This window comes from Caballeronia sp. SBC1 (assembly GCF_011493005.1).
Lineage (GTDB): Bacteria > Pseudomonadota > Gammaproteobacteria > Burkholderiales > Burkholderiaceae > Caballeronia.
Genome location: NZ_CP049156.1, coordinates 2,976,639 through 2,996,470 on the forward strand (window position 1 = coordinate 2,976,639; position 19,832 = coordinate 2,996,470).

Annotated in this window: 16 protein-coding genes and 2 pseudogenes; 1 reads left to right on the forward strand and 17 read right to left on the reverse strand. The window is 58.0% G+C overall.

Going from position 1 to position 19,832, the window contains the following annotated elements:
- Positions 1 to 182: 182 nt before the first annotated feature.
- The 8 genes and pseudogenes from SBC1_RS13210 to SBC1_RS13245 form a co-directional block, all read right to left on the reverse strand.
- Entirely contained in the window at positions 183 to 1,337 is a 1,155-nt protein-coding gene (locus SBC1_RS13210; protein WP_165987997.1) for a hypothetical protein, read from the reverse strand.
- Between the two features lie 103 nt (positions 1,338 to 1,440).
- Positions 1,441 to 3,339 (reverse strand): hypothetical protein, encoded by a 1,899-nt coding sequence (locus SBC1_RS13215; protein WP_165987999.1) that lies wholly within the window; start codon positions 3,337 to 3,339, stop codon positions 1,441 to 1,443.
- Positions 3,340 to 3,500: 161 nt separating this feature from the next.
- A complete protein-coding gene (locus SBC1_RS13220; protein ID WP_165988001.1) occupies positions 3,501 to 3,869 on the reverse strand; it encodes a hypothetical protein in 369 nt (122 codons plus the stop codon).
- On the reverse strand, positions 3,866 to 4,486 hold the full coding sequence (locus tag SBC1_RS13225) for a hypothetical protein (protein WP_165988003.1): 621 nt from the start codon (positions 4,484 to 4,486) through the stop codon (positions 3,866 to 3,868). Before SBC1_RS13225 ends, SBC1_RS13220 begins: the two co-directional genes overlap by 4 nt.
- Complete coding sequence (locus tag SBC1_RS13230; RefSeq protein WP_165988005.1) at positions 4,479 to 6,530, reverse strand: hypothetical protein; 2,052 nt, start codon at positions 6,528 to 6,530, stop codon at positions 4,479 to 4,481. The genes SBC1_RS13225 and SBC1_RS13230 overlap by 8 nt, the downstream gene beginning before the upstream one ends.
- A gap of 81 nt (positions 6,531 to 6,611) precedes the next feature.
- The gene (locus SBC1_RS13235; RefSeq protein WP_165988006.1) at positions 6,612 to 7,679 is read right to left on the reverse strand and encodes an IS30 family transposase; all 1,068 of its coding nucleotides are present in this window, start codon (positions 7,677 to 7,679) and stop codon (positions 6,612 to 6,614) included.
- A 274-nt stretch (positions 7,680 to 7,953) separates the two neighbouring features.
- On the reverse strand, positions 7,954 to 10,269 hold the full coding sequence (locus SBC1_RS13240; protein ID WP_165988008.1) for a hypothetical protein: 2,316 nt from the start codon (positions 10,267 to 10,269) through the stop codon (positions 7,954 to 7,956).
- A gap of 84 nt (positions 10,270 to 10,353) precedes the next feature.
- Positions 10,354 to 10,596 (reverse strand): annotated as a pseudogene (locus SBC1_RS13245) (peptidogalycan biosysnthesis protein); the annotation flags it as partial.
- A 180-nt stretch (positions 10,597 to 10,776) separates the two neighbouring features.
- On the opposite strand from SBC1_RS13245, the gene SBC1_RS13250 reads away from it, so the two are divergent.
- Positions 10,777 to 11,091: a GIY-YIG nuclease family protein gene (locus tag SBC1_RS13250; RefSeq protein WP_165988853.1), complete on the forward strand. Its 315-nt coding sequence runs from the start codon at positions 10,777 to 10,779 to the stop codon at positions 11,089 to 11,091.
- Between the two features lie 131 nt (positions 11,092 to 11,222).
- Here the strand turns inward: SBC1_RS13250 and SBC1_RS13255 are convergent, their stop codons facing one another.
- From SBC1_RS13255 to SBC1_RS13295, 9 genes and pseudogenes are all read right to left on the reverse strand, one after another.
- The gene (locus SBC1_RS13255) at positions 11,223 to 11,504 is read right to left on the reverse strand and encodes a hypothetical protein (protein WP_165988012.1); all 282 of its coding nucleotides are present in this window, start codon (positions 11,502 to 11,504) and stop codon (positions 11,223 to 11,225) included.
- 46 nt (positions 11,505 to 11,550) lie between these two features.
- Positions 11,551 to 12,087 carry a YCF48-related protein gene (locus SBC1_RS40575; RefSeq protein WP_165988014.1) on the reverse strand — a complete coding sequence of 179 codons (537 nt, stop codon included), beginning with the start codon at positions 12,085 to 12,087 and terminating at the stop codon, positions 11,551 to 11,553.
- 29 nt (positions 12,088 to 12,116) lie between these two features.
- Positions 12,117 to 12,279 (reverse strand): annotated as a pseudogene (locus SBC1_RS39855) (DNA adenine methylase); the annotation flags it as partial.
- 17 nt (positions 12,280 to 12,296) lie between these two features.
- The gene (locus tag SBC1_RS13270) at positions 12,297 to 13,310 is read right to left on the reverse strand and encodes a relaxase/mobilization nuclease domain-containing protein (RefSeq protein WP_165988016.1); all 1,014 of its coding nucleotides are present in this window, start codon (positions 13,308 to 13,310) and stop codon (positions 12,297 to 12,299) included.
- Between the two features lies 1 nt (position 13,311).
- Positions 13,312 to 13,854 carry a plasmid stabilization protein gene (locus SBC1_RS13275; protein ID WP_165092279.1) on the reverse strand — a complete coding sequence of 181 codons (543 nt, stop codon included), beginning with the start codon at positions 13,852 to 13,854 and terminating at the stop codon, positions 13,312 to 13,314.
- Positions 13,855 to 13,862: 8 nt separating this feature from the next.
- Positions 13,863 to 15,491, reverse strand: coding sequence for an LPD7 domain-containing protein (locus SBC1_RS13280; RefSeq protein ID WP_165988018.1), 1,629 nt, complete (start codon positions 15,489 to 15,491; stop codon positions 13,863 to 13,865).
- A gap of 52 nt (positions 15,492 to 15,543) precedes the next feature.
- Complete coding sequence (locus tag SBC1_RS13285) at positions 15,544 to 17,523, reverse strand: PriCT-2 domain-containing protein (protein ID WP_165988020.1); 1,980 nt, start codon at positions 17,521 to 17,523, stop codon at positions 15,544 to 15,546.
- Positions 17,523 to 19,316, reverse strand: coding sequence for a type IV secretory system conjugative DNA transfer family protein (locus tag SBC1_RS13290; protein ID WP_371826733.1), 1,794 nt, complete (start codon positions 19,314 to 19,316; stop codon positions 17,523 to 17,525). Before SBC1_RS13290 ends, SBC1_RS13285 begins: the two co-directional genes overlap by 1 nt.
- A gap of 8 nt (positions 19,317 to 19,324) precedes the next feature.
- Positions 19,325 to 19,813, reverse strand: a complete 489-nt coding sequence (locus SBC1_RS13295) for a hypothetical protein (protein WP_371826734.1) — start codon at positions 19,811 to 19,813, stop codon at positions 19,325 to 19,327.
- Positions 19,814 to 19,832: the final 19 nt, after the last annotated feature.

A 19,832-nucleotide genomic window follows, 5' to 3' on the forward strand; every position in this document is an offset into this window, starting at 1 on the left:
GCAATCCCCGTCAATGCCGATGCGATATCGACAGGGCTGACGGGGCATGCAATACTTTGCAGGCACCGTACCCCGTCGTGCGCGTGCTGGGCTCGACACCGGATTGGACCTGGCAGTTTAGGCCGGTGTCGGGCCTGTTTCTTCGGCGGTAAGCCTTCTTCTACCGCATCCAGACCCCTGCGTCACCCCTTCCTGAAACGAGCCGCGCCGGGTGCGTCTGCACTCGCCCTTCGGGCTCCTTTCGACGCACCCGATACCGCCCATCGATGCCGTCGACAACAAGCACCGAACAGTTCTGCAGAACAGGAATCGTTTCGCATTTCTGATCGACGCCGCCATCCGGTGTCGGATTCTGATCGCCGTTCACACCCAATCGCTCGAAATGCTTCCCCAAACTCTTCCGAGATATGCTGGAGGGTCAGCGGTTCACCGTTGTCGACTCGCACGAAAAGGAATTCACATCTTTTCCTTTTTGGCACTTTTGCATCGTCGAGGAGATGTTCACGACCTCCAGTGATGTAGTCGTTGACCATCCGGCACCAAAGAAGGCTTATCGGCTTCTTGAACGCATTGCCAAACTTCTGAACTGAGGGACGTATCAAAATTTTCGTCTCACCCCTCGCAGCAGCTTTTGCAATTTCTTTATCGGAAAAATCGTCGACCGTGAGGCTTTGAAGCGCATTTCGCCGCCAACCAGTACAGTGCGCAAGGCGCAGCATCAACACGTTTCTCTCCGCAACCGCCGGGGTTCGATTTTGTCGGAACCAGACAATCAGCGCCTCAACGTCATCTTCTGTCGCCCAATACTGGTTCTGTGATGTTCGCGACCCCTCGCCGACCTGGGAGAAGCACTTAGGGTAAAGACGCTTGCTCGAAAAGGTCTTCAACGTGCCGTCCCGCTTCGCTTCAACAATAACGCTTCGAATTCGGAAGCCTCGTCCGCTTCCTATGACCTTCTCACAAAGGCGGCATTCCTCCTGTGCCCACCAGTAGAAATCGTAAAGAACCCTCATTCGATAATTCGCTGTACGCTTCGCTGATAAGTCGTTGCGGCATCGAGGGTCCTTCTCGATTTCACTAAGAACCCAATCACGGAAAACAGCGAAATGGTTATCGTCGAACTCGGTCCATTCAATCCCTGATGCTGCGAGGTACCGCGAAAGTGCCTGGAGAGCATACGCTACCTGTTCGATACCGGAGTCGTATGCCTGGGAGCCAGTCGGAGAATTCTTATCAAGTAGATTGCGGGCGCTGTAGAGGGCGTATTGATTAAACGCGTCGATGCGCTGGAGCTTAGAGTCCCGAAAAATCGGCACTCGACGGTCTTCGCGAAACATAACCATCCGCATACTGGGGTCGAAGACTCGCTTAGCTCTCGACGCCGATAGACCGACCACCTTAACCAGATAAGCCTCCGTCGTGGTTGGAGCAATTGCTAAGCTAGGCTGGTCTCGACCGGTACGTGCCATCTTCGACCTCACTTTTCCATTTACCCAGACAACCAGCTGACTTCAGCAACTGGTTAGTGCCTACTACTATCGTCGCCGAGGCCGAACATGAAGTCGCGAGAGTGACGGCGCTGACTGCCAGGAAACGCCTATCGGCCAAAAGGAGAATGACGAATTCGACGCGCGGTTGAATTGGCTCGTTGTACGAGCTTGAATACCCAAGCCGTAGCAACGAAAGCTCACTTTTCCGAATCTGGACTTCGCCAACGCAATCAAAGCAAACCACCATTGCCAGTTCATGTACTCCACCCTCATCATCGAATTCAACTCGACCGCGCTTGAACACTTCACGAACCTGCCCTCGCGCGCCGCGTAAAAGCCGGCGACGGAAGTTGTTGCCATTCCAGATAACGAAATCGCCATTTGTCGCAAACTGTTGCCGCGACAGCGCCGCGAGTTCACACGGCAAAGACTGGTACTGTCTTGCATCAATGTTCTCGTTGTGAAACTGCCGATTTATCTCGTTCGCCGCGCCCCGGGTCATGGTCATGAAGAGCGTTTCGCCGACCGAAGAACACATGCGAAACTGCCTGCACGCGATGTCATACCCTTCTTGATGGTGGCTCGCTTGGAGGTAGAGCCTAACGATATGACTCTCTCCATTTAAAGCTCTACGTAGCGTTTCCGGAGAGCAGAGGTCGAGCGTCGTTTCGGTCCATTTCACTGTAGTCTTTCTCGTGCTCGCGGACTGAATGGCACTGGTTCCTAAAAACTTTAGGCTCACGTTATCTTGAAGATGCGAGTCGACCGCGAATGGTGCATATAGAATTAGAACTATCCGGTCAACCGAGCTGAGACGACGCAGGAGAGCATGCAACACAGTGAAGCTCAGAAGAGAGGCGTCGTAAACTACGGCGACGTGGAAGGAGCCTAGCGCCTCGATTCCCGACGCTAACACCTCCTGTACGGAACTCCGCGCGCTGCTCTCCGGAACACGCACTCTCCGGGAGATGCTGTCCGACCCACACAGATGTAGGATATGACGCCCATCCGCCACTGGGCGTAATGCCGTTATTCCCTCCGCATCTTCACAAGCAAGTATCTGGAGCTCGGGCGCGGTTCCGAGTTCGGTGAGCAGAATGTCCTTGTCAAAGGTACCCACTAAATGACGCCGACTATTTACAACCTGGACAAAGGATTTCTCAAGCATCGCGGCGCCGAGGCCTTGGATAAGGCTATTTCTTACGGGCATGCAGTACTGAACCGACTTACCCTTTACGGTTTCCCTGATAGCCAATGCTGCCTCAGCATTGTCGTCAAGCAAGCGGGAAACTCTACGCTCTACGTCTTCACGTTTCACTCTTAAAAAGCCGAGTGCAGCAGCATCGTTGAGCACCTTTACGCATGCTGCGAGGCGTCTGCGCTTCGATTTCGGTTTGACTCCGAACACATCCCTCGCCATGCGGTCGACGGGCCCCCAAGTGTCGAAGGGCGTCAAGCAGTAGGGGTCGCTCTCTACTCTGCTCTCTAAGGCTCGTCCCCACATCTCATAGGCTCTTTGCACTGTTTGGAACGACAGGTTGTTACGTATTGCCCATCCTTCTATCCAAACCTGTTCACAATACTGTGCCCACCCACGGATAAGAGTCTCAGATTGCCGTCGTGTCAGCCCGTGAGCAATGAGCGCCTCCGAGTCGTACGAATCCAGAATCAGGAAAAGTCGGGTATTTGTCCTTCGCCATATCTCGGAAATCGCAAGACGACCAATCCCAGTGAAGAACGGATGATATTCAACTAGCGAAACGATTTGCTCACCTTGTGGCAACACACGAAATACCGAGTTGGCCACAAGCTGCAGTCCATAGACCGTTTCCTCGTAGGTTCCGAGCACTTCGACTACCTCACCGAGCCAAGGCGCATCCCTCAGGACGCGAAAGGACGCTTTGACTCGTACCCCGCCGACCGACGCACCTCCCTTAATCCGGAAAATGGCACCTCCAAATGGGCCATGACTTGTGACTTTGTTAACAGTGCCTACCAACCGAGCGGACCTCATTCCGGAATCCATGTTGCAAATTCCTCCAGGTAAGACAGTCTCGATAGCTTGCGACGCGCCACTGCAAGCTCAGCAAGAAGGTCACATTTCTCCTCGCGGGTGCCCTCCGATACAAAGCTCTTGTGCGAGCGACTCGGCGCCGGCGAGTGCAAGCGAAGTCGTAAATCAAGACCATCAAGCAGAGCACGGATTTCCGCATTGCTGCCTACAGAAGATGCGGGGACTCCCACAATCTTACAAACCTTTTGGCGGCTCACCGTTCCAAATTGGTTTAGAGGCAACTCAGCCAATGGTGTGTTCTCAATCCACTCTGACAGTCGCTTCGCATTTCTGCCAGCCTTGTCTCGATTCGACATTGTGGTCATGACTTCTCCAGTTTCGCGTCTCGAAGTCCCGTCACGTTGTGCAAAGAAGACGAAAGGTCCGCGTTCCTCTTCTCTAACTGCTTGATGCGTTCCTGGAGTTGTTGCTCGTTGTACAACCGAGTCGACTTCTCGCTTTGAAGGTCGTCACGCGCCTCAGTTATTCCGTCCAACAAGATGGCAATCTCCGTTTCCTGCTGCTTAATTAGGCTGCGCTGCCACGCGCGTTCGCTGAGTAGTCTTCTTATGAGGTTGGACTTATTTGCGTGCAAGAGTTGACGTTGAGCTCGCTTGAGAAGCGTCTCAAACAGGCTTATGACGAGCGACTTCGATGCCGAATGATACGGTTGGTCCAGAGTACCCCGACTCGGTCCACGGAATTCAAGATGTTCCGACTCGCGAACAAACTTTGAATTCTGGCTACCGTCCCATGTCGTGAATGCGCTGATGCTGGTCGGAAAGTACTCAAGCACGAGTTCACCATCTCTGTCCCTCAGCGGCTGCCCGTCGTCAAGCGCTCTCCAAGGTATTGCACGCACCCACCGTTTAAGGACGTCAATCTTCTTATTGATTGTTTCCTCAGCTCGCTGCTTCCCTACGATAGAAATCAGCTCAGGCATACGTTTTCTCCTGAAACATAATTGGCTTCCACGTATCTACCAAGCGACCGACAAATTTCTGCATCTCCGTCGCAGTTTTCAACTCTGAGTCCAGAACCGCTCTCAGTCCATCGGCAGCGTCCCGTGCTGCTAATTGCAGTTTCAATGGACGACGCGTGTCACCGGCAGCGGCCATCAAAGAGGCGATTTCCAACTCTACAGCGGAGCGGTGACTCGGCGTGGTGATAGCGTGAATACAGCCAGCACACAGTTCGGCGCTAGCCTTTTCGGGACATACTCGACTTTCGTTAGGGCTATAGCAGTTCGCTTGGCGTTTCGTTTTATTCGCGCAGCCCGCTGCACAAGTCGTATTCGCCTTCGGTACCGGGGAATAGCCTTCCTCCTCCGCGACCTCCCGCGTCTGCCTCGCCCTTTCCTCCATTGAGGCCTCCTTGAACGAAGCTCTCGACTCCAAACTTCGTGCGATTCTCGCGACGATTCGAGAGAAATGACCTCCAACGCTCTCGCCACTAAGAATCTGAAGAATCTTCTTCTCGAAATATTCTGAGCGCTCCTCCTCGAGAATTGAGTCGAATGCCGCATCTTCCAAATCAACCAGAGGAAAGAGCGACTCAACGCTTCGACCATCTTCCGTATCTTTGGCGTCCTCTGTGTACACCCGAGTCGTCTCGAGGGTGATATGGCAAAGATGCCGGCTCAGAGCCATTAAAATAGGATGGTCATGCCTATACATGTATATCAAGGCGAAGCACCGGCGGTATATATGCGATGCAGTGCTTTTTTTAACTGATACGTTTAACTTCGAAAAGAAGAACTTTGCCACTCGGTCGAACGCCCATTCGGACGCTTTGCCTTCGAACGAAGCATAGGTGAAGTTGCGAAAAACAAACAACTTGTCCTTGCGCGCCGACCGGACGTCGCTAGCCGATTCCAAAAGCGGCGCGCCGAGAGGACGAAAAACTTGTCCAAGTCGCTCAAGGACATCTACAGCTCGCTCCACCACCTCGTTTGCCCACATCGTGACATAGCACTGGAGCGTTTTCTCCACATAGATGTCCAGATATGAGCCACTGTCTTGACCTTCTGCGGCCGTCAAGCACCCGCGGTATAGTCCATACGATTTCCCAAATCCAATCACCTCTTCCCGCCGACGTCCATGATTGAAAAGGACCGAAATTGCGCAAGAAATCTGTAGTTGCAGAATCAGAGTACGGAGACTGAATCCCTCCTCCTTAACGAGGGAGGGGAGTCCCTCCGGGAGGTCAAACGTTCGTGCAATTTCTTTGTACTTCTCGTGCACCCTGCGAGTTATGGTCCTCCTCGCCACGTTCGGATGAACCGACTTAAGATGGTCCGACTCCAAGTGGGCCCGAGCAACTTCGCACAGTTGGATTACACCGTCTGCTCGGACGTAGGTCCATTTGAGCGCCTCGGAGAAGATAGTTACAACATCATCGATGCTCAAATTTTCAGTGCGCTTATCTTCCTTACCTAAGAGCGATTTCGCACGGGCTAAGGGTGCGGGAAAGGGACGAGTCTTGAATGAGTCAAAGCCGGGAACGAGCGCACAGCGATTCAAGAATTTAAGTGATACATACAAGCTGTTCTGTGTTACATGGGGTGCCTGCGTGGCCCGCTCAAGCTTCTTTGCCGAACCCGAGGCCTTGAAAATTTGAGTCACGATGTTCCGCGGAATAAATACTGACTCAATCGGCAGATGAACTTGCGAACGGATAAAATCGATGTTGAGATGAAAGAAGCGGGTTTGGAGTGCCCCTTCAAGAGACCTAGCAAAATCACCGTCACGTTGTGCCCTTTCGATGAGCGCGTTCAGGCGACCGCTGTAATCCAGCACACCCCACCAACCCTTTTTTGCGAGTTCCTTAGCTAGTTTTTCGAGTAGCTTCGGTTCAACCTGTTCCAGCTTATATCGACCGCATCTGAACATCCATGCTACGAGGCGAATGAAAGTTCTTACGGTCCTAACAGCCACGCCCCAGACATCACCACGATGCGAATTGTGGCAGTCCTCATTGACGAGCATTTTTAAAGTGTCAAATAGTCGAGGATGGTCTATTAACTTTATCGGAGTCTTATGGACGCTCGCTTTTCCGGTAGGGCGGTTTCAAGCGTGAAGTGCAACACCAGCAATGAGATCTTGCTTGAGTTGAGAGAAGACTTCGTGGGGAGACTGGAAGCCGAGGATTTTGCGAGGGCGGTGGTTCAGGGCATGCTCAATGGCAGTGAGTTCCTGATGCGAGACGTCGCTCAAGTCCATACCTTTGGGTAGGAATTCGCGGATCAGGCCGTTGGCGTTTTCGTTGGTACCGCGCTGCCAGGGGCTGTGGGCATCGCAGAAGAAGATGTTCATATGCAGGCGTTTGCTCAGGGTTTCGTGCATTGCCATCTCTGAGCCCTGATCATAGGTCATGGTTTTGCGCAAACTCTCAGGAATGCTTTTGAGTCGGCGATGAAAGCCTTCAAGGACATCTGGCGCGGTGCCCCCGTCAAGCTTGACCAGCATGACATAACGGCTTGTTCGCTCGACAAGGGTACCGACCGAAGAGCGGTTCATAGCCCCCTTGATGAGGTCGCCTTCCCAATGACCCGGGACGATGCGTGCGGCCACCTCCGGCGGGCGCAGGTCGATGGAGGTCATGTTGGGCAGACGGCTCTTGCGCACGCTGCCACGAGCGCGAGGCAGGCGCGTCTTGTGACTCTTACGCAGCAGGTCGATCAACTCCGCTCGCAGCGTGCCCCGAGGCATAGCGTAGATGGCGCAGTAGATCGTCTCATGTGAGACCGCGAGCGGCTGCTCGGGCAAGGCTGGCTCAGCCGAGGACGCAGCATAGTTCATGTCCCGTAGTTTGCCCGCGATCTGCTCGGGAGACCAGTGACAACGCAGCCCGCTGAGCACCATGCGCCAGAGCGGTGTCTGCGTGTCGGCACCCAGCTTACGTCGAGCGGCACTGGCGCTCGCACGCCGGGCGCGGCAGCGCAGATGAGCGCTCCCGGCTTGGTAGCCACTGGCCTGGGCCGTAGGATGGAGCTTGCCGCGGCTAATCTCCCTGCTGATGGACGAGTGATTCAAACTCAGTTGCCGGGCAATTGCCCGGCAACTGAGTTTGGCTTGGAGTAAGGCCTGGATCGACATGCGATCAGCCGCGGTCAAGTGCGAGTAGTGGGTTCCCATTTGTGCAGCACCTTACAGGACGTAGGCTGTTGCACTTCAAAATTGATCGCGCCTAGCGTCTATCTCAGTTGACCCACTGAACAGAAGCTTTTTCTCAGCGACTTCCGAGTTATGGCTTGCTACGTTCAGCCATATCTCCGAGTCATCCCAATCGCTGAGGTATCGCTCGTGCCTCCTTTGTCGCAACGGGTCGCACTCGCTGCCGGAGGAGTGATTGCAAGCTTCACCTCCAAACATTTGCTTCCGGAAGGCTCCTCTGCCGTTTGCCATCGACTCACCTCATTCTAAGAAACGATGAAAATGGGCTACTCTTCAATAATCTGTAAAGAGCGGCACAGAAAACGATGCGCGGCAAATGGTATTCAAGGAACCGAACTTCGTTAAATGATTTAAGAAAGCCAAGATTTTCCGAATAGTATTTCTGTTGCTCTATGCAATGAATTGCGTCGGCCTCAGTGATGTCTATATTCGTAGCTCCCGCTGATGCCAGCCACTGGTCCACATGACTATTAGAATTTTCGCTAGAGAAAGGAGAGAGGGGAAACAACAGGCGCTTTGCAGCCTTCGATTCACTGCTTTCATCTAGGGTTATTGCGCCTGTGACCCATCGAATCGATTTCGCTAGCACTCGCATGAACCGACGGATGTTCGCCTCATGAAGCAAGGACAGGCTTTTCAACTTAATATATCGCGCGGTGGTTGCCAGACTTGCATGACCGGCCTTCACTTGCACTAGAATAATATCTCCACTGCCAACCAGATAAGCGTGATTTAAGCTCAACGTACGATAATCCCTTATCGTTAAACGCGCGAGTCCGTTTTCACGCAAAAATATCTCTAATTCGGCAGCAAAGCGTCCCATTTTCGCAATTCTGCGACTATCGTTCCGAAGTAAAAGTGGGCAGAATAGCGAGGCGGTTCCCCGCAGGGCGAATAGGCTAACGTTCTTGCTGTGCCATAATAAAAGTTCGACGGCGCGACAAGAGAGTGCGTCTTCCGCACGATGTTCGACAAGCTCGTCCTCTTGACTCTGGTCCGTCTTTGGTTTGATGCTCGTCAATTTATAGCCGCTGCCTGTTTTTCGGACTCGCGACTCGGTCAGTAATGCGAGCGTCGACCCGTTCCAGCCAGTTTTCAGAAGCAAAATCACGAAACACGCGACAATAGAGCGATGCGTCAGGTAGAACTGGGAGAGTGCGGCGTCAAAAGCATAACCAGCAGATGGTTGAAGCCCGTAACTCAGTAAAAGCTGTGATAAACCAAACCCCTTGTTTTTGGCGCATGCTGTCTCATACATACGTTTATCATGTACCGAAGACACCAGGAACCAGTCTAACGCTTCTTGAGAAAGCCGTTTCATCGTGGCATACGAGGGTCCTCGTCCAGCCCTGTATCCGTCCAACAGCGTCGGGGTTATTGAATTCGGCGGTGCCTTTTCGAGAATTGCATTCAATTTTTGAACACACTCCTCTTGTTCGTTAAGGACCTGCTGGCACACTATTAAATACTTATCTATATGTGCTCGAAGTTCCGCAGATGCCTTCGCGAACCCATCATCATCTGAATTTACTGAAATCAATTTCAAAAAATCAATAGCTGAACTGATTTCGCGATTTTCCCTTCTTTTATTGACATCGCTCACGTCCTTTGAAGGCTCATAAACTTCACTATAGCAACCGGTGGCCGCGTCAATGAAAGTTTGCCCTGTAGCAAGGCGTGCCAGGTTGTACATCAAAATTTTCTTAAAACCACGAAACAGGTGCTGGCGGCTTTTAATGTGTGGGATAGCACTGTCCGCAAGCCAGAAAAGTCGAGAAATGTCGGCTGCACTCAGCAACGCAGTCGGAGTCGAAAGAAGTTCACGCGATTCGTCAGATTTCGTCATAAAACGCAGCGCCTGCAGGAAAGGCCCGAAGTCCGATTTGTTCAACGTTTCGGGTGCGTCGGCCAGTGCTTCCGAAAGAACCCCTCCCCTTTTTATCCCAAGTGATTCAAGATTGACTACGCCACGTCCATTTAAAGTATGGCCATTGGAGTTGCCTCGTAGGTGAAAGATTCGGATATTGCCCTGAGTGTCGGGTTTAATTTTTGCAAAGTATTCCACTTTCTGCTCTGCTACAGATTTCCCATCCGACAGTGGTGATTTGCAATAGGCCAATAAAGTCGCAAACATCTTTAGTTTTTCGCTCCCTCCTTGTAGCTGTGTTGCTGATTTCTCCGCTAGAGAGAAGATTGTTGCGACATCCGCACTCGTTAGGTTTTGGGACGGTCTTGAAAGTAAGGTTATTCCTAATTCGTGTGTGGTCACTTTTCCCAATACAGAAACGAACCCTTTAAACACAGAGTCCGATATGACATCGGGCAAATCGCGAATTGACTGGGCCAAAATCCCGAACGAGCTCAGTTCGAATTCGTCGAGGCGGAGCGCGCGAGTGTGACTCGTATGGCCGGTTCTGGTTGACGACCACGTAGAAACATCGAAGGCCGACGTTGAGACTTTGCGCCCGTTCTGTTCCGCGTCGACTTTGGCGACCCAGTTGGTTTGAGAAGCAGGCCCTGGAATGAAACCCGTTGCCTTACCGTTCGCCATGCAGACCTCCGGGATGGATGGTTGCCTGACGGGGGTTATAGGTCATTCGTTCAGTAAGTCAAGCTCCTTCATCCTACATAAAAGGACGTACTCACCGCGAGAGTGTTTCTTGAGGTAGAGCGGCATGGCCCCGGTCAACTTGTCGTCACGTTTGAGCAGCAGGAAATGCGGCCGCCAGCCGGTGCGGGCGACAGCGCAGCCCGTGTCCTGCAACGCCGTCAGGAATTCGTGGCGGACGAAGGGGTTGTCACCGGCGAGACGGTTCCATTCATCCGGAGTCACGGAATCGAGCGAATCGACCACATGTATTTCGACCTTGCGGTTCAACAGGCTTACCTCGCTTCAGGCTTGTTCGGGCTGAGTGCCGGGCGCTTGGTGCAGCGCGGAACAGTTATTCTCGCCGAAGTCGCGGGATTTTGTTCGAAGGGATTCGTGGCCGGGGCTTGAGGGATAATGCGCGACATCCGTTTCTCACCCTGTATCTCACCCTTTTCCCAAGCTTTCTCCATGCCCTGGTTCCTGTACCTCATCGAATGCGCCGACGGCAGTCTCTATACCGGGATTGCTACGGATGTTGCTGCGCGGTTCGCGAAGCATGCGAGCGGCGATGGCGCAAGATATACCCGATCGCGTAAGCCCGTGGCCGTGCGCGCTTCGTTTGAGCTGAGTGGCCGGGCAGAAGCGTCGCGTGCCGAGTACTGGGTGAAGCGATTACCAGCGGCGCGGAAATGGAAGTTGGTACGGGGAGATCTGGAATTGGCAGCAATAATGCCGGCCGTGGAAGTGGAAGCCGACTCCAGCACTCACGCCGAAGCGCGATAAGCGATGCACCCCGGGCGCTCACCACGTTGCGGTTAACAAGCGGCAGCATTCAGACCGCTGACTCACGATCAACACAATCAGCTTCTGCGCCAACGATCGAAACCCGTTGGCGCAGAACCGTCTTTCTGCTTTTAAAGTGGAGTCGTCGTCAAAATGCCGCCGCCGACTGCCAAAGCAGAACTTCCCAGTAATTTCCCACTGTCGCCACGTGCAAATGAGGTGAGTCCGGACTCTGAACTGGCCATGCCAATTTTTGCCCAGTTCAGTTCACCGTCCTTTGTGTCGTAGACGTCACCGAACATCTCGAGTGCGAATCCGTACGCCGGGGTGATGCAAAGAAGATCCGTGATACGCGTGGTATCCGGAATCGTCAATGCACTCCATGTCACACCGCCGTCGATGCTCTTCAGCACAGGGCCGGAAGTTCTGTTCCAGATCGGAGCCGACGCATATCCGGTTTTAGCATCGACGAAAAACAGACTGCGTCCGAACGCAACTCGTCAAAAAACGGACTGGCGCCCAAATGCCACTCTGGATCCGGTATCTGAGCGGACGTCCACGTTGTTCCACCGTCGGTCGTCCTCCCAATCTGCATCTTCGAAACGAGGTCGGTGCCCAAAATCCATCCATCACGCGCATCAATTGCATGCGTCGGGCGTCCATCAGAGTATCCGCTTGGAAACTGCACGTTTTACCGCCGTCGATCGTGTTCACCACAATCCCAGCGGCACTAACAATCCATCCGTTTTGACCAACAAATTGAACTGCTCGGATGCATCGACCTTCGAGGGGTACACTCAAACGGACGTTTTCCCAAGAAACGCCTCCATCCGAGGAGTGCATAACGCCAGCATAGGTAAAATCAAGTCGCGATCCGCCTTCGACTGGAAGCAATTTCTGCTGCGGACAACCGACGACCCATACCTTCTTGTTGTCAGCGACTGCGATGTCGCCAAAGCCTGCACCGCCCTTGCCGTCATCGTCCTTCGGCAGCATCAGTGTTGGCCACCGTTATCAGTCGACTTCACGTCGTTCGGGACTTCGACCTCCGCCGGTGGCCGCATAAAGAAGAGCACCTCGGCACCCGCGAAGACCTCAACGTAGCAGCTGTGCGCAGGAAAATCGCGGAATCAGGATGTCGGCGAGACGTCGCTTGCCACCAACCCATGGAACAATCGGTATCGCCATGGTCATCACCTCGCGTATCAGCGGTACACTTCCGGACCACCAGCGTTTGGCTGACTGCCACGATCCGGCAGGGGCCGGTCTGACCGCTCGCGTCGAGCCGGCGCCATGGGCGCCACCAACGGCCCATTCTGCTGCACCGGCATATTCCGTACGAAGTCGACAATCTCCAAGGCCAAGCGCCGGTCATCGTCCTCCCCTGACGCGGCCATCGCCAGCGCCATCTCGCGCCACGCCGCGAACACGCCGTAATGTGCCTCCCAGCCCGCGCGCCGCTGCGCGTCCGTCGCCACCGAGCGCCAGTACCGCGGCGTTTCTCCGCGGTCCAGCATGTGCACGACGGCCTGCTTCGGATAACGGCGCGCCGCCCCGCGCGTGCGCCGTGACGTTGCATTCGCCTCGACACCGCGTGCCTGGAGCTGCTGCGCAAACCGCTCCCGCCAGCGCTGCAGGTCGCGCTTTCCCGGATTGAGCCGTCGCCCATCCAGGCCCCTCACCTGCACGCACAGATGCACATGCGGATGCGCCTCGTCATCATGCGCGGCGAAGACGTAGTCGCGACCATCGCCGAATTCGAGCGCCGCAAAATCGCGCGCCGCATCACGTACCGCCCGCCGGTCCGTACCTGGCGGCATCGACAGCAGGATGTTGAACACCTCGCGACGCGTGCTGGTCTCCGGTACGCCCCAGCCCCCGAACTGCCACGCATCGGCCAGATCGTGCAGATCGGCGACGCCCGCAATGGTCTGCCCGTCCTGGTCCTCGAGTTCGACCTTGCCGTTGCGGGAGATGTAGCGCAGATGCCGGCGCACCGCACCCATGCCCTGCGCACTGGCTGCCCTGTTGGTGATTTTCACCATCACCTCGGGCGTATGTTTCAGCGTGCGCGCCAGCTGCTCGCGCACACGTGCCGCTTGGCTCCCGATCTGGACACGCGAGAGCCGCGGCGCCCCGACGTGCCGCAACGGCTCGTGGAACAGCCGGTCGCCCCAGTTCAGGAGCATCGTGTCGATGTAGATCTTCGGAAAAGGCATGCTAGCGACTCCAGCGATCAATGTTCGCGCGAAGCAGATCCGACACCGCGCGCAGATGGGCATCGATCTGCGCCTTCAGCTCCACGAGCAGGCGAGCGTTACCCGCAACGGCAGCCGTCCCATCCCGGTCGACTTCGCGAATCACCGGTCCCAGTGAGCGGCTGATCCTCGCGAGCGCGTGGTTCGAGGCGGCGAGCAGCGCCATCTCCTGCTCGCCAAACTGGGGGGCATGCGTCAACTGCGCGCGGATCAGCGCAACGACCCAGCGATTCGCGGTGAACCCGCATGTCGTTGCCTGCCGCCCGATCGCGTGCAATTCGGATGCGGTCAGGCCGATCTCGAGGCGTTTGCGATGCTCGCCAACGGGAAGCGAGTGCATGACGTCGGTGCAGCCGGCCCGATACTCCGGCTCATCTGCGGCAACTGCATCGAGGATCAGTTGCCGCACACCTTCGGCTGGCGTGACATGATTTAGGGTGCACCAGTCATCCCAGCGCGGCTTTAGCTCGCCGAGTTCAATGGACAGACGTGCGCGGGCGTCCACGGGTGCTCCTACAGCGACGGCTGGTCAGGCCCGGACGGCGTACGCTCGAGCTCACGCTCGGCTGACCGCCCAGGCGCCGGTCGCGGTGCGCGAAAACGCGTGGACGGTGCCTTCGGATCAAACACCCTCGGTGTGGGTACAAGTACGCCCTCGGCGCGAAACGTGTCGTAAAGCTTCCCGGCGTACGGTTCCACCTGCCCGATTGACCGGTCACTGAAGCCTTGTGCACGCATGGCCGCGACGATGACCGCCATCTGCATTGCCCGCTGACTATCGACAGCATCCCCGGAACGGCCCGGATGCGGCGTTCGAGAAACCGCAGGGCTACCGCCTCCCGCATCGGCCGGCGATTCACGCCCGGACTCACTCCCCGACTGACGCTCCGACTCGGTCCCGGACTCGCGCCCTGACTCCCCGCGCGAGGAAAGTGACGCCGCACGCTCCTGTCCCTCGACGTCGACCTGCCAGGTATTGCGGTACACCTCCTTTTCCTCGTACCCGATAATCTGTCCGGTTGCCTCAACCACGGGAACGTCGATGCTCACCCAGCGTTTGTCAAAGTTCTGCAGCGTAACGCGCTCACCGCGTGTCGCCCCCGACTCGGCGATGGCCCGCTCCAGGACCACGCCCCATACGGCGTGGTCCGCCCCTGCCCCGTCCCGATAGACCACATAGTACGAATCGTTGCGCGCCGGATTGTGCTGGTAAGGTGCGCTGCCATACTCGACCAGCTCGTCCGTATAGCGATGGACATCGGGCTCGTCCTGGCCGCTCGTTTTGCGCTCCATCTCGCGCCCTGTTTCATGGCCCGTACCACTACCACTCCTCGTTTCGTTTCCGCCTGTGCGATGGGCCGCCGGGATGGCCGTAGCTTCGCGCGCGTCGCCAGGTGCCGCCTGGGCCGCGGCACCGGTCTGAATATGAGACCTGGCTGTACGCGAAGCCGGTGCGGCATCCACCGCTGGCGCGACGGACACCGGATCGGCAGCAGGAGCCGGTGGACGCGTGCCATTCGTACGCGGGAGAGTCTCCCCGGCATATGCGACACGGCTGTTCATGAGTTCGCGCCGACTCTCGCCAAGCCGTGCGAGATCGGCCACCTTCGGCTGGTAACCACTTACCTGAAGACCAAGCAGCGTCGCCTGCAGCCAGACTTCGCGCCGGAACTCCTCGTGTCCAGACACGAGGATCCGCTCCCACGATTTCGCCTTGACCATGTCCACCATCGACTCGACCACGTCGGGCCGGTTGTTCTGGCTCACCAGGTACGGCCCGAGATCCTCGAATGCCATCTGATACGGCGCATCCTTCAGGAAATACTGGTTGCCCGCCCGCAGATAACGCTTGCGCACGCGCTCCGGTGCCTCTCCAAGCGGTGCCGAGGCCCGGTCTGCGGCTTGGGTCCGGGAATCTCCGGGTTGCGCCTGCCCAGGATCGTTGCGCATCGCCTGCTCACGCAGACGCGCCCGCACCGCATTGAATTCGCGGCGCCGGCGCGCATCCATTGCCTCTGCCGCCGGACGGTCCAGACCTTCCCTGGCTCCGCCCGCGCCGCCCTCTTCCGGCGACGGTGCCCGCTCGATCACGTTGATCAGCGGATCCCGTGCAGCGCCATCAGCCAAAGTCGTTTCGCTCATGATCTATCCTCATATGGTCCGTTCCCGGGCCCTGCCCGATCGAGGGCACACCCTACCGGTCGGGATGTCCGCCGGGCTCGCGTCCCGCACGCTCACGGGCCTGCGCGAGCGCTGCCGCGCGTGCCTCACGAAACCGTGTCCACGACACCGACTGCAACTGCTCGAGCGTCGGGTCGAGGTCCGCGCCGAAACCCGCCTCGCGCGCCGATTTCTTCAACGACGCCACCACGCGCTCAAGCTGGTCGCGCGCACGGTCCCACGGATAGACCTTCGGCCGGTCACCGTCGTAGCCAATCTGCACCTCGGCGCCATTCATCCGCTGGTTCTGGTCCATCCACTTCAGCCGGTCCGAGACAAATTCCATGTGGTCCTTGCGGTGGAACACCACGCTTCGCGTCGCCACCTCCTGGATCACGTAGTGTTCGGTGTTCAACACCTCGCCGCGATAGGGGCCACCGTTCTCACGCGGCGTCGCCATCCGGATCTGCGCGCCGAACCGGTGCTGCGCCAGCGCCCGGATTTCGCCAGGCACATCATCCAGGCCGTACAACGCCTGCCCAATCTCGCGGCGCGGTGCCGCGCGGGATTGCGCCTGACCCGGGTGGCCCGCGTCCTGTGCGTCCTGTGCGTCCTGTGCGTCCTGTGCGTCCTGTGCGTCCTGTGCGTCCTGTCCGAACGCAAGCCCGCTGTCCGTATCCGCGCCTGCAAGACCGGCGTCCTGCTGCGGCACACCAGACGAGCATGCTTCCGGCCGCGCCTCCTGCACCGGCGCATCCTGTGTCTGCTGCCTGCGGCCGGCCCTGCGCCGTTTCGTGCCTGTGGCTTCATCCGTCATTGCGTCCGTGAGTTCCTCTTTCACGCGTCCCATGTCTGCGTCCTCCATCCATTCAACCGCTGTACCGCGAGCCACCCACCCTGCATCGGCACCGGGTGGTGCACCGGTCAACGCAGGGTGGTCCGTAGTGATCCTGCTTGCGACATCACGTAAAAGCTCACCGACGGCATCCAGACCGGATAACACTGCCATGTCGTTGAAATCGGTCGGCTGCGTGCCATCGATGCGGGCATCCGGGGTGAACGACGGCAGTGCGAGAGCCGCCTGTGCTGCCTGCGCGGCTTGGCGCGCAAAGCTCTCGCCCTTGCCAGGTTCTCCAAGGACGATGAGTGGAGCACGCGGGTGTCGCTCGCGCAGGCCTGCAGCAACCTGGGGCAGATTGCCGGCGGACAGCGTCGCCACCACCATCCAGCCGGTCGCCCGATGCGCTGACAGTGCCGTCGCCACGCCCTCCGCGATCAGGATCGGCGTGTTGCCAGCATCCTCCGTCAAAGGTCGATTCACCCAGTAGCCGCCCTTTTTTGCACCACCGGCCAGCGACGATTTACGTCCCATACCGTCGATCAGCTCGAGCGTCGTCATCGCGTCGCCAACCCGCGCCGGCACAATCAGCACACGGCCCGCGAGCGGCTCTTCCGCACTCAGCGGCATGTAGCCAAGCAGCGCCTTCAGTTCGAGTGCCTCGAGTTCGCGCAACGTTGCAACCGGTTCGAGCTGCTTGCGCACGAGGTACGGATGCTCGGGCGCAACGGGCCGCGCCCATTCCCAGATCGACACGGCCGTCTGCGCCACAGCTGCGTGGCGCGCACGCACACGGGCCTCCTCATGTGCCGCCTCATGTGCCGCCTCCCGGCTGCGACGCGCGAATTCCTCGCGGTCCGGACCCGGTGAGGCCGCGGTGATCGTACCCGGCATGCGCGAGGCCTTGACATCAAAGCCGTGCTGCTGAGCGAGCCAGAAGAGGGAAGCCAGCGTCTTGCCACCCGACGCGCGTGCCGAGCGCCATGTCGTGCGCGCCGCACGCTCGTTGTAGTTTTGCGCGCTGCGACTCCATTCATCCCAGATTTCAAAGCCCGCATCACCCAGCCCCTGCCTGACGGCGAACGCCATGTCCACCCAAGTGGCGTAGTCGTCGGCCGGGATCACCGCGAGCGCGGCACGAACACGGTTCGTTTCATCGACATAGGGTGCGTTCATCAACGGTCTCCCGTGATCGGCCCAACGTTCGACTCACACTTGGACTCACTCCTGCGCCCCGCCTTGCGATCCGCCCGCGCTGCCGGGCCGGCCTCTTCCTTTGCCCCGCTCGCGTTGCCGCCCGTGCGCTGTTTCCGGATAGCCGGAGCCGCACGCAATTCCGCCACGTCCGGTTCGGACAGCGAAACCATGCGCTTCGCCGCCACAATGCGATTGCGTGGCACACCAAGCAGCATGAAATGCCGCTCGACATAGGCACTCACGTCGTCCTCGCTGAGCTCGTCCAGATGCGCCGGCAGCTCGCGTGGATCCCAGGCCTGCAGCACCTCCAGATGTTCGACCGGCACATTGATGAGTCCCGCTGCGGCAGCATCGACCTCCGACGGATCAAGATCGCGCAGGCGTCGTTCGGTCTGCGCGGCAAAGCGCGCGAGATCGATCGCCGCGACCTTCGGTGGCGCCGCAAGGCGTGCGGTAAAGGCAGGATCACGCCAGTAGCAGATCTTGTCGGCGAGGATGGGCTTGGTGTTCTCGAGCAGGATGATTTGCTTGCCGCGCCCGAGCTCCTTCAGCTCCTGGGGCAGAAGCAGCGGCCGGCGCTGCTCAGAGATGCTCTCGCTCGAGCCGCCCCGGCCACCGAAGATCGCATTCGAGCGGCTCACGCTGCGCGACTTGTCGGTGAAGGTGCCGAGCATTTCCGAATATTCGTTTGCATCCTTCTGCTCGCGCGGCGCATAGAGGATCTGCATCGCGTGGTTCGTCACGAACGTGCGCGCATCGGCGCGCCCGTATACCGACTCAAGCTGCGAGACCGACTGCACAATCGACAGCATGCGCAGGTTGAACCCCGCCATGTACGGGACGGCCCGCGCGATGATCTGGATCTTCCCGATCGAGGTGAATTCGTCCATCAGCAGCAGGCACTGGAATTTCAGCGCGGGATTGCGTTCCGGCAACTCCTTCGTATTGAGATTGACCAGCTGCGAGAACACGAGGTTGACCAGCAGCGCCGCCTCGCTCAGGTGATCCGGTGTGATGCCGATATAGACGGACATGCGACGCTTTCTCACGTCGCGCAGATCGAAGTCGTTACCACTCGTCGCTGCATCGACAATGGGATTGGCCCAGATCGTGAGCGGCGCGTTGAAGGTCGCGAGGATGCTCGCGAGCACCTTGTCGTCGTTCGCGAGAAAGCGGTTCAGCGCGTCGACACAGGGGCCACTTAGGAGGCTGCGGTGCTGCAGCAGCGCCCTCTGCAGGTACGCCTTCATCGGCATGCCGTTGCCCGAGGACTGCCGCAGAACCTCTCCCATCGTGACCCGATAGTCAGGCACATCCACGTTGCCGGCGCGGCGCGCGTCCCGCCACTCGCACAGCAGTAGCACGATACCGAGAAAGAGATTGCGCGCCTGGTCCTTCCAGAAATCATCGTGACCGCCGACCGGATACAGGGTGTAGCCGATGGCGAGGATGTCTCCGACACGAAATGCACCGCCCGAGATCGTCGACAGCGGGTTGAACCGGTGCGTGCGGCCATCCTCGGCGAACGGATTGAACAGATAGACCGCCTGACCGTGTGCACGCCGGAACCCGGCGGTGACGTTGTAGTTTTCCTGCTTAATGTCGAGCACGACTATCGAGTCAGGGTAACTGAGCAGGTTCGGGATCACGATGCCCACACCCTTGCCCGAGCGCGCTGGCGCGGCAAGCAGCACGAACTGCTGTCCGGCAAAGCGCAGATAGCGCCCGCGCCACACACCGACAACGAGTGAGGGACCAGCGTTGCGTGTCACGGGCGTGCTCACAGCAACCCCGCCGCGCGGATCTCCGCCTCGCTCGCAAAGCGCGCGCTGCCATACAGATGCCGTCGGCCGGAGGGACCCCACAGGGCGTATGCCGCAGCGCCCGGCGCGCCATACGCCAGCAGCAGCCCGAACAGCGCGGAACCGGCGATCCGGCGGCCTTCCTTCGGCAGGCCACCCGCGTACCACGCCCGCGCTGCATCGAACCAGCCCCACATCCCCGCATGGAACGGATTGACCCGCAAGCTCGCGTACAGGAAAAACGAGGCGAACCACATGGCGGCCGCAAGACCCGCTGCAAATGCAGCCAGTACCACCAGCGTGATCGCGCCGTGGCGGGCGTGATACCAGAGTTCATGCCGACCTGGTGACAGACTTTCAGACTGATCGGCCGGCATCATCATCGCTGTCGTGGCCGATGCGGCCTCACCCTGCGCGCTAGGCTGCACGACGGACTGTCCAGCGGGATTCGGAATTGATGCTTTCATCGGGATTGCTCCTTCCAAT

Coding starts and splice junctions, on each gene's coding strand:
- SBC1_RS13210 (WP_165987997.1), bottom strand. CDS start 1,337: ATGTTTCGCGAAGACCGTCGAGTGCCGATTTTTCGGGACTCTAAGCTC.
- SBC1_RS13220 (WP_165988001.1), bottom strand. CDS start 3,869: ATGACCACAATGTCGAATCGAGACAAGGCTGGCAGAAATGCGAAGCGA.
- SBC1_RS13225 (WP_165988003.1), bottom strand. CDS start 4,486: ATGCCTGAGCTGATTTCTATCGTAGGGAAGCAGCGAGCTGAGGAAACA.
- SBC1_RS13230 (WP_165988005.1), bottom strand. CDS start 6,530: ATGCTCGTCAATGAGGACTGCCACAATTCGCATCGTGGTGATGTCTGG.
- SBC1_RS13235 (WP_165988006.1), bottom strand. CDS start 7,679: ATGGGAACCCACTACTCGCACTTGACCGCGGCTGATCGCATGTCGATC.
- SBC1_RS13240 (WP_165988008.1), bottom strand. CDS start 10,269: ATGGCGAACGGTAAGGCAACGGGTTTCATTCCAGGGCCTGCTTCTCAA.
- SBC1_RS13250 (WP_165988853.1), top strand. CDS start 10,777: ATGCCCTGGTTCCTGTACCTCATCGAATGCGCCGACGGCAGTCTCTAT.
- SBC1_RS40575 (WP_165988014.1), bottom strand. CDS start 12,087: ATGCTGCCGAAGGACGATGACGGCAAGGGCGGTGCAGGCTTTGGCGAC.
- SBC1_RS13270 (WP_165988016.1), bottom strand. CDS start 13,310: ATGCCTTTTCCGAAGATCTACATCGACACGATGCTCCTGAACTGGGGC.
- SBC1_RS13280 (WP_165988018.1), bottom strand. CDS start 15,491: ATGAGCGAAACGACTTTGGCTGATGGCGCTGCACGGGATCCGCTGATC.
- SBC1_RS13285 (WP_165988020.1), bottom strand. CDS start 17,523: ATGAACGCACCCTATGTCGATGAAACGAACCGTGTTCGTGCCGCGCTC.
- SBC1_RS13295 (WP_371826734.1), bottom strand. CDS start 19,813: ATGAAAGCATCAATTCCGAATCCCGCTGGACAGTCCGTCGTGCAGCCT.